1 protein-coding gene is annotated in these 293 nt (G+C 33.4%); it reads left to right on the top strand.

Going from position 1 to position 293, the window contains the following annotated elements:
- The coding region (locus AC6CHR_RS25125; protein ID WP_498251907.1) for an IS3 family transposase at positions 1-262 on the top strand (262 nt) is incomplete at its 5' end.
- Positions 263-293 lie beyond the last annotated feature (31 nt).

Below are 293 nucleotides of genomic sequence, written 5' to 3'. Positions count from 1 at the left end.
GCAATATCAGAAGGCATTGAAAGAACAAGGGATTACACCAAGCATGTCTCGGAAAGGCAATTGTTTAGATAACGCAGCCATGGAAAGTTTCTTTGGGTTATTAAAGAGTGAGTTACTTTATCTTAAAGATTTTAAAAGTATGGAACATTTCAAACAAGAATTAATAAATTATATTCACTATTACAATCACAAAAGAATTAAGGAAAAATTAAATGGCATGAGTCCGGCTCAATACCGAATTCATGCCCAGGAAGTTGCTTAAATTTCGTGTCTAACTTTTTGGGTTCAGATCA

The organism is Metabacillus sp. GQ13, assembly GCF_059758525.1.
This window is presented reverse-complemented; position numbering and strand designations above follow the sequence as displayed.